The organism is Phenylobacterium sp., assembly GCF_036677185.1.
Lineage (GTDB): Bacteria > Pseudomonadota > Alphaproteobacteria > Caulobacterales > Caulobacteraceae > Phenylobacterium.
Genome location: NZ_JAKFEN010000022.1, coordinates 282,660 through 288,988, shown reverse-complemented (window position 1 = coordinate 288,988; position 6,329 = coordinate 282,660). Strand labels below are relative to the sequence as shown.

7 protein-coding genes and 1 pseudogene are annotated in these 6,329 nt (G+C 68.4%); 4 read left to right on the top strand and 4 right to left on the bottom strand.

Annotated features, from left to right (window positions below; genetic code table 11):
- Window positions 1–194: pseudogene (locus V6M51_RS14810) on the top strand (peptidase inhibitor I78); the annotation flags it as partial.
- Window positions 195–197: 3 nt separating this feature from the next.
- On the opposite strand, the gene V6M51_RS14805 reads toward V6M51_RS14810, so the two are convergent.
- The 3 genes from V6M51_RS14805 to V6M51_RS14795 form a co-directional block, all read right to left on the bottom strand.
- Complete coding sequence (locus V6M51_RS14805; protein ID WP_332768337.1) at window positions 198–1,562, bottom strand: M28 family peptidase; 1,365 nt, start codon at window positions 1,560–1,562, stop codon at window positions 198–200.
- A gap of 168 nt (window positions 1,563–1,730) precedes the next feature.
- Complete coding sequence (locus V6M51_RS14800) at window positions 1,731–1,871, bottom strand: hypothetical protein (RefSeq protein WP_332768336.1); 141 nt, start codon at window positions 1,869–1,871, stop codon at window positions 1,731–1,733.
- Window positions 1,846–3,729 (bottom strand): ABC-F family ATP-binding cassette domain-containing protein, encoded by a 1,884-nt coding sequence (locus V6M51_RS14795; RefSeq protein ID WP_332768334.1) that lies wholly within the window; start codon window positions 3,727–3,729, stop codon window positions 1,846–1,848. Before V6M51_RS14795 ends, V6M51_RS14800 begins: the two co-directional genes overlap by 26 nt.
- Before the next feature lie 135 nt (window positions 3,730–3,864).
- Between V6M51_RS14795 and ndk the strand changes: the two genes are divergently transcribed.
- Entirely contained in the window at window positions 3,865–4,284 is a 420-nt protein-coding gene (gene ndk, locus V6M51_RS14790; RefSeq protein WP_332768332.1) for a nucleoside-diphosphate kinase, read from the top strand.
- Between the two features lie 127 nt (window positions 4,285–4,411).
- A complete protein-coding gene (locus tag V6M51_RS14785; protein ID WP_332768330.1) occupies window positions 4,412–4,711 on the top strand; it encodes a hypothetical protein in 300 nt (99 codons plus the stop codon).
- Between the two features lie 7 nt (window positions 4,712–4,718).
- Here the strand turns inward: V6M51_RS14785 and V6M51_RS14780 are convergent, their stop codons facing one another.
- Entirely contained in the window at window positions 4,719–4,856 is a 138-nt protein-coding gene (locus tag V6M51_RS14780) for a hypothetical protein (RefSeq protein ID WP_332768328.1), read from the bottom strand.
- Between the two features lie 242 nt (window positions 4,857–5,098).
- Here V6M51_RS14780 and V6M51_RS14775 point away from each other — a divergent pair, with 242 nt between their 5' ends.
- A complete protein-coding gene (locus V6M51_RS14775; RefSeq protein ID WP_332768326.1) occupies window positions 5,099–6,262 on the top strand; it encodes an acyl-CoA dehydrogenase family protein in 1,164 nt (387 codons plus the stop codon).
- Window positions 6,263–6,329 lie beyond the last annotated feature (67 nt).

Below are 6,329 nucleotides of genomic sequence, written 5' to 3'. Positions count from 1 at the left end.
CCGACCAGTGCGGGGCGGCCGAAGCCCAGACCTATGTCGGCCGCTCGCGCACCGAGATCCCGGTGCCGGTGCAGCCGAACCGGCAGCGGGTGGCCTGCACCACCTGCCCGGTGACCATGGACTTCAATCCGCGGCGGCTGAACTTCTTCTACGACGCCGCGACCGGCGTCGTGAAAGAGGTGAAGTGCGGGTAAGGGCTAGTTCGCCGGCGGCGCCGGCGCCACCGACACGAACGATCCCGCCGGGCCCGGGAACACCACCGGGCTCTCGGACCCGTCGGCGGCCACCGACGACACGCCGAAGAACCAGTCGTCGATCACCACGCCCTTGAGGGTCTCGCTGGTGGCCGTCGTGTCACGGGCCTTGGACCATTGCGGCTCGGTCGTGCCGCGCCAGTGGACGCGATAGCCCGTCGCGCCGGGGACGGCGGTCCAGCTCACCTTGGTGTCGGGCGAGACCGCGCCCTCGATCTTGACGCCCTCCGGTGGCGCTGGCGCGCGGGCCAGGGCGGCCATTGTCATCACGTTCAGCCGGGTGACCCGGGCCAGGTAGGGAAAGTCGACCCCCTCGATCGTGTCGCCATAGACCCGGCCGTTCTCTGTACGCAGGTCTTGGTGCTGGCGGTCATAGTGCTCGGCGGCCTCGGTGACGCGGATGGCCGGGAAGCCCGCGGCCAGCATCTCGACCTGGTCGCCGCCGCGGCCGAAGCGGTCCGTGCGATAGACCATCATCACGTCCAGCTGGCCCAGGTCGGCGGCCTGGCGCTCGGCGAGCGCGTCGGCGAAGCGCGCGAGATTGCGCGAAGGGCTGTCGACCTCGCCGCCATTGTAGCGGCGCTGGCTGGCCTGTTCCGGCGTCTCGACGCTCTTGGTGCCCTCGGCGAACACCCGGACCCGGTCGCGCACGGTCTCGCCGCCGGCGCCGTGGATGTTGCCGACGATGTCGTTGTTGAGATTGGCCTCGACCCGCCAGCCGCGCGCCTTGGCGAAGGCGGCCAGCACCTTGCCGCCATAGAGGCCCTGTTCCTCGCCCTCCAGGGCGGCATAGACCAGGGTCGCCGGGAACCTGTGCTTCGACAGCACCCGGGCGGCCTCCATCACCGCGGCCACCCCCGAGGCGTCGTCGTTGGCGCCCGGCGCGTCGGCCGTGGCGTTCATCGGATCGCTGACCCGGCTGTCGATATGGCCGGAGATGACGATGACCCGGTCCGGATCGGTGGTCCCCTTCTGGATCGCCAGGATCGCGCCGATCTCGGTCGGTTGGGGAACCCGGCGGCCGGTGAAGGTTTGCTTGGGTACGGCGACCTCCAGGCAGCCGCCGCAGGCCTTGGACAGAGCCTCGAACTCGGAAGCCGCCCAGCGCTCGGCGGCCCCGATGCCGCGGGTGTCGGAGGCGCGGTCCGACAGGGTGTGGCGGGTGCCGAAACCCACCAGCTTCTCGATCGTGCTCCGCAGCCGCGCCTCGCTGACATCCTTAGCGACGCCCGAAAGCTGCGGATCGGGTTTCGGCGCCGCGAGGGCCGGCGTGGCGACGAGGAGAGCGGCGGCGAGGATGGCGCGCATGGCAGGGTCCCTGACTGATCCTGGGATCAGTACGATGCGCCCGGGGCCGATGCCTAGTGGTCCTTCTTGCGGAAGATACGGCGCAGGGCCGCGACGCCGGCCGGAGCCAGCAGCACCAGGACCAGCAGCAGATAGACGATGCGAGCTTCGTCGGGCATGGGGCGTCGCCTAGCAGGTGTCGTCGTTGGGAATGTTCAGCAGTTCCCCGCAAGCCTTGCAATGGTCCGCGTCGGTGTCGTGGCGCTGGGCGCGCTCGGCATAGACCCGTGCCGCCCGAACGGCCTCAAGCGTCGCTCTTGACCGTCTCATAGGCCTCGTTGGCCTCCAGCCACTCTAGTTCGGCGGCGTCGAGCGCGGCCTGTGCCTGGTCGCGCCTGCGGCCGAGATCGGCGGCCTTGGCGGGGTTCTGGGCGAAGACCTTGGGGTCGGTGAGCGCCTTGTCGATCTCGGCGAGGGCTTGGGTGGCCCGGCCGAGCGCAGCCTCCGCGGCCTCGGCGCGGCGGCGGGCGGTGCCGGTGGGGACCTTGGCCTTCGGCGCGGCGACCGGCTTCGGTGGCGCGACGGGTTCCGGCGCGCGGACCTGGGTCGGGGCGCGGCCGGCCTGCTTGGCACGGTCGATGACGAACTTGGCGTAGTCGTCCATGTCCCCGTCGAAGGGTTCGATGCCGCCGTCCGCGGCCAGCCAAAGCCGATCGGCCACCAACTCCATCAGCGAGCGGTCGTGGGTGATCAGGATCACCGCGCCCTCGTAGTTGTTCAGCGCGTCCAGCAGGGCGCGGCGCGAGTCGATGTCCAGGTGGTTGGTCGGTTCGTCGAGGATCAGGAGGTGCGGCGCTTCCATGGCCACAAGGTTCAGCAGCAGGCGCGCGCGCTCACCGCCCGACAGGTTGTCGACCGTGGTGTCGACCTTCTGGTGGCCCAGGCCGTACTGCGCCAGGCGGGCGCGGCGGCTGGCCTCGGAGGCCTCGGGCATCACCGCGCGGATGATGTCCAGCGGCGTGTCGCTGGGATCCAGGGCTTCGATCTGGTGCTGGTGGAACCATCCGACCTTGAGCCGGGGCGAGCGCCTCAGCTCGCCGGCCTGGGGCTGTAGGGCGCCGGCGATCAGCTTGGCGAAGGTCGACTTGCCCGCCCCGTTGACGCCCAGCAGGCCGATGCGGTCGTCCAGGTCCAGCCGCAGGTTCATGTGCCTGAGGATCGGCGTCTCGTCATAGCCGGCCGACACGCCTTCCAGCCGCAGCAGCGGCGGCGCCAGGGGCCGTTCGGGAGAGGGCAGGACGAAGGGCGCGACGTGCTCGGCCACCACGGAGGAAACCGGCGGCAGTTTCTGTAGCATCTTCAGGCGCGACTGGGCCTGGGTGGCCTTGGACGCCTTGGCGCGGAAGCGGTCAACGAAGGCCTGGAGGTGGGCGCGCTGGGCGTCGACCTTGGCCTTGTTGGCTTCCTGCAGACGCGCCTTCTCCTCGCGCTGACGCTCGAAGCTGTCGTAGCCGCCGGCATAGAGGGTCAGCTTGCCGTCGGCGAGATGCAGGATGTGGTCGCAGCTGTTGTTCAGGATTTCGCGGTCGTGGCTGATGATCACCGCCGTGTGCGGGTACTTCTTCAGCCGGGCCTCCAGCCAGAGCGCGCCTTCCAGGTCGAGATAGTTGGTCGGTTCGTCCAGCAGCAGCAGGTCGGGCTCGGCGAACAGGGCCGCGGCGAGCGCCACCCGCATCCGCCAGCCGCCGGAGAACTCCGACATCGGCCGCGCCAGGTCGGCGTTGGAGAAGCCGAGGCCCGACAGGATCTCGGCCGCCCGCGATGGCGCGCGATCGGCGCCGATATCGGCCAGCCGGGCGTAGATCTCGCCCAGGTGCTCGGGCTCGGCGGTCTCCAGCTCGGCGTTGAGGCGCTCGCGCTCCTCGTCGGCGGCCAGCACGGTGTCCAGCAGGGTGACGGGGGTGGCCGGGTGCTCCTGGTCCACCGAGGCGATGCGCGCCGACTTGGGATAGCCGATCTCGCCGTCGCCGGCGTGCAGCTCATCCAGGATCAGCTTGAAGAGCGTGGTCTTGCCCACGCCGTTGCGGCCCACGAGCCCCACCATGGCGCCCACGGGGAGGCTGACGCTCGCATGGTCGAAAAACCGGCGGCCCCAGGCGTCGAAAGTCAGATCATTGATTTGCAGCATGGCGAGGGCGGGGCCTTAGCAGAGGTCGCGGCCCATGGCGACCGCTGTGCTTGGCGATGTCACATCGTGCGGCTATAAGCCCGCCACCCCGCGCGGACCGTCCGCGTCTCCCCAATAAGAAGACAAGTCCATACAATGACCGAACGCACCTTCTCGATCATCAAGCCCGACGCGACCAAGCGGAACCTGACCGGCAAGATCAACGCGGTGATCGAAGACGCCGGCCTGCGCATCGTCGCGCAGCGTCGCATCCGCATGACCGAGGCCCAGGCCAAGACGTTCTACGAAGTTCACAAGGAGCGCCCGTTCTACGGCGAGCTGGTCGAGACCATGACTTCGGCCCCGGTGGTCGTGCAGGTCCTGGAAGGCGACAACGCCGTGGCCAAGTACCGCGAAGTCATGGGCGCCACCAATCCGGAACAGGCGGCCGCCGGCACCATCCGCAAGCTGTTCGCGCTCAATGTCGGCGAGAACTCCGTCCACGGTTCCGACAGCCAGGACAACGCCAAGATCGAGATCGCCCAGTTCTTCACTGAAGATCAGATCGTCGGCTGAAGATTTTCGGGAACAGGCGAAGCGTCACCGCGTTAACACGATACGCGGCGACGAGCCCCACCCCGGTCCCAGCGGACCCGCCGCGATAAACAGGCCCCGTTCGGCTTCCCCGCCGGGCGGGGCTTGGTTGTCTCTGGAGGAACGCGTCATCCGCAAGAACCCGCCGCCCGTGACCGCCGGAACCGGCGAGCTTCGTTTCCAGGGGTTCGACGGGACGGTCGACTATGAGATCACCGGACAGATGAAGACCCTGGCCTCGGCCTACAGTCCGCTGCGGGGCCTGTTGCGCACGACGCCCGAGACCGCCGAGGCGCTGTTCCGCGCCGGCGACGCGGGCCTGAAGCTCGACGACGGGCGCGACTGCCGCATCAAGGTGTTGGCCTACAGCGCCGGCAGCGACACAGCCTATTTCGAGATCCGGGTCTGATCGGCGGCTATTTCGGCCGGGTGATCTGGCTGGCGCGCAGATGCGGGGAATGGATGCGGTCGTAGTCGCCCGGGGCCCTCAAGCCCAGCGCCGCATCCAACAGGCGTGGGCCGTCCAGCCCGCGCGGCGGCGGATCGGAACTCAAGGCTTTCCAGAGGCTCAGAGCTTCTCGGCGTAAGCGTTGCTCGCGGTTCATACTCAACCCGTCCATGGTCATCGAACAGTTCCGCACCCGTGAAGTTCCATCAGAACAAGGTTGAAATTCAGTAACCTTGGATTCGATTCAGCCTTACGCGCAGGTTTGACTCACGCACGGTCACGTCTGATCTGGCCGTTTCCAAGGGCCGCGCCATGCGCTAGCTGAACCCTTGGGCGAGGAGGAAATAGGTGAGCACAGCGGCCGGTGAGAGCTTCCCTGAAATCCGCGAGGCGGTGCGCAAGCTGTGCGCCCAGTTCCCGGGCGAATACTGGCGCGCGCTCGACCGCGAGCGGACCTACCCGACCACCTTCGTCACGGCCCTGACCGAGGCTGGCTTCCTCTCTGTCCTGATACCGGAGGAGTACGGCGGTTCGGGCCTAGGTCTGTCGGCGGCCACCGCGGTCCTGGAGGAGATCCACCGCTCGGGCTGCAACGGCGGCGCCTGCCACGCCCAGATGTACACCATGGGCACGGTGCTGAAGCACGGCAGCCAGGCCCAGAAGCAAGCCTATCTCCCCAAGGTCGCCACCGGCGAACTGCGCCTGCAGGCCTTCGGCGTCACCGAGCCCGGGGCCGGCACCGACACCACCCGCATCTCCACCTTCGCCAAGCGCGTCGGCGACAAGTACGTGGTCCGCGGCCAAAAGATCTGGATCAGCCGGGCCGAGCACTCCGATCTCATGGTGCTGCTGGTGCGGACGACGCCGCGGGAGCAGGCCGCCCGGTCCTCGGACGGGATGAGCGTCCTGCTGGTCGACCTGCGTCAGGCGGTGGGGAACGGCCTGACCATCCGGCCGGTGCGCACCATGCTCAACCACGCCACCACCGAGCTGTTCTTCGACGACCTGGAGGTGCCTGCCGAGAACCTAGTCGGCGAGGAGGGCAAGGGCTTCCGCTACATCCTGGACGGCATGAACGCCGAGCGGATCCTGATCGCCGCCGAATGTATCGGCGACGGCAAGTTCTTCATCGACCGGGCCAGCGCCTACGCCAAGGAGCGCCATGTGTTCGGCCGCGCGATCGGCCAGAATCAAGGCGTCCAGTTCCCGATCGCCCGCGCCCACGTCCAGGTCAGCGCCGCCGAGCTGATGGTGCAGAAGGCCGCGGCCATGTTCGAGGCCGGCCAGCCCTGTGGCACCGAGGCCAACATGGCGAAACTTCTCGCTTCCGAAGCCTCCTGGTTCGCCGCCGACACCTGCCTGCAGACCCACGGCGGCTTCGGCTTCGCCGAGGAATACGACATCGAGCGGAAGTTCCGCGAAACTCGGCTCTACCAGGTGGCCCCGATCTCCACGAACCTGATCCTCAGCCATGTGGGCACCCACGCGCTGGGCATGCCCAAGTCGTTCTAAACAGCCGCTCACCCCGGCGAAGGCCGGGGCCCAGATCGTAGAGCTCCGTGAATGCAGCGAAATCACG

Coding starts and splice junctions, on each gene's coding strand:
- V6M51_RS14805 (WP_332768337.1), bottom strand. CDS start 1,562: ATGCGCGCCATCCTCGCCGCCGCTCTCCTCGTCGCCACGCCGGCCCTC.
- V6M51_RS14800 (WP_332768336.1), bottom strand. CDS start 1,871: ATGAGACGGTCAAGAGCGACGCTTGAGGCCGTTCGGGCGGCACGGGTC.
- V6M51_RS14795 (WP_332768334.1), bottom strand. CDS start 3,729: ATGCTGCAAATCAATGATCTGACTTTCGACGCCTGGGGCCGCCGGTTT.
- ndk (WP_332768332.1), top strand. CDS start 3,865: ATGACCGAACGCACCTTCTCGATCATCAAGCCCGACGCGACCAAGCGG.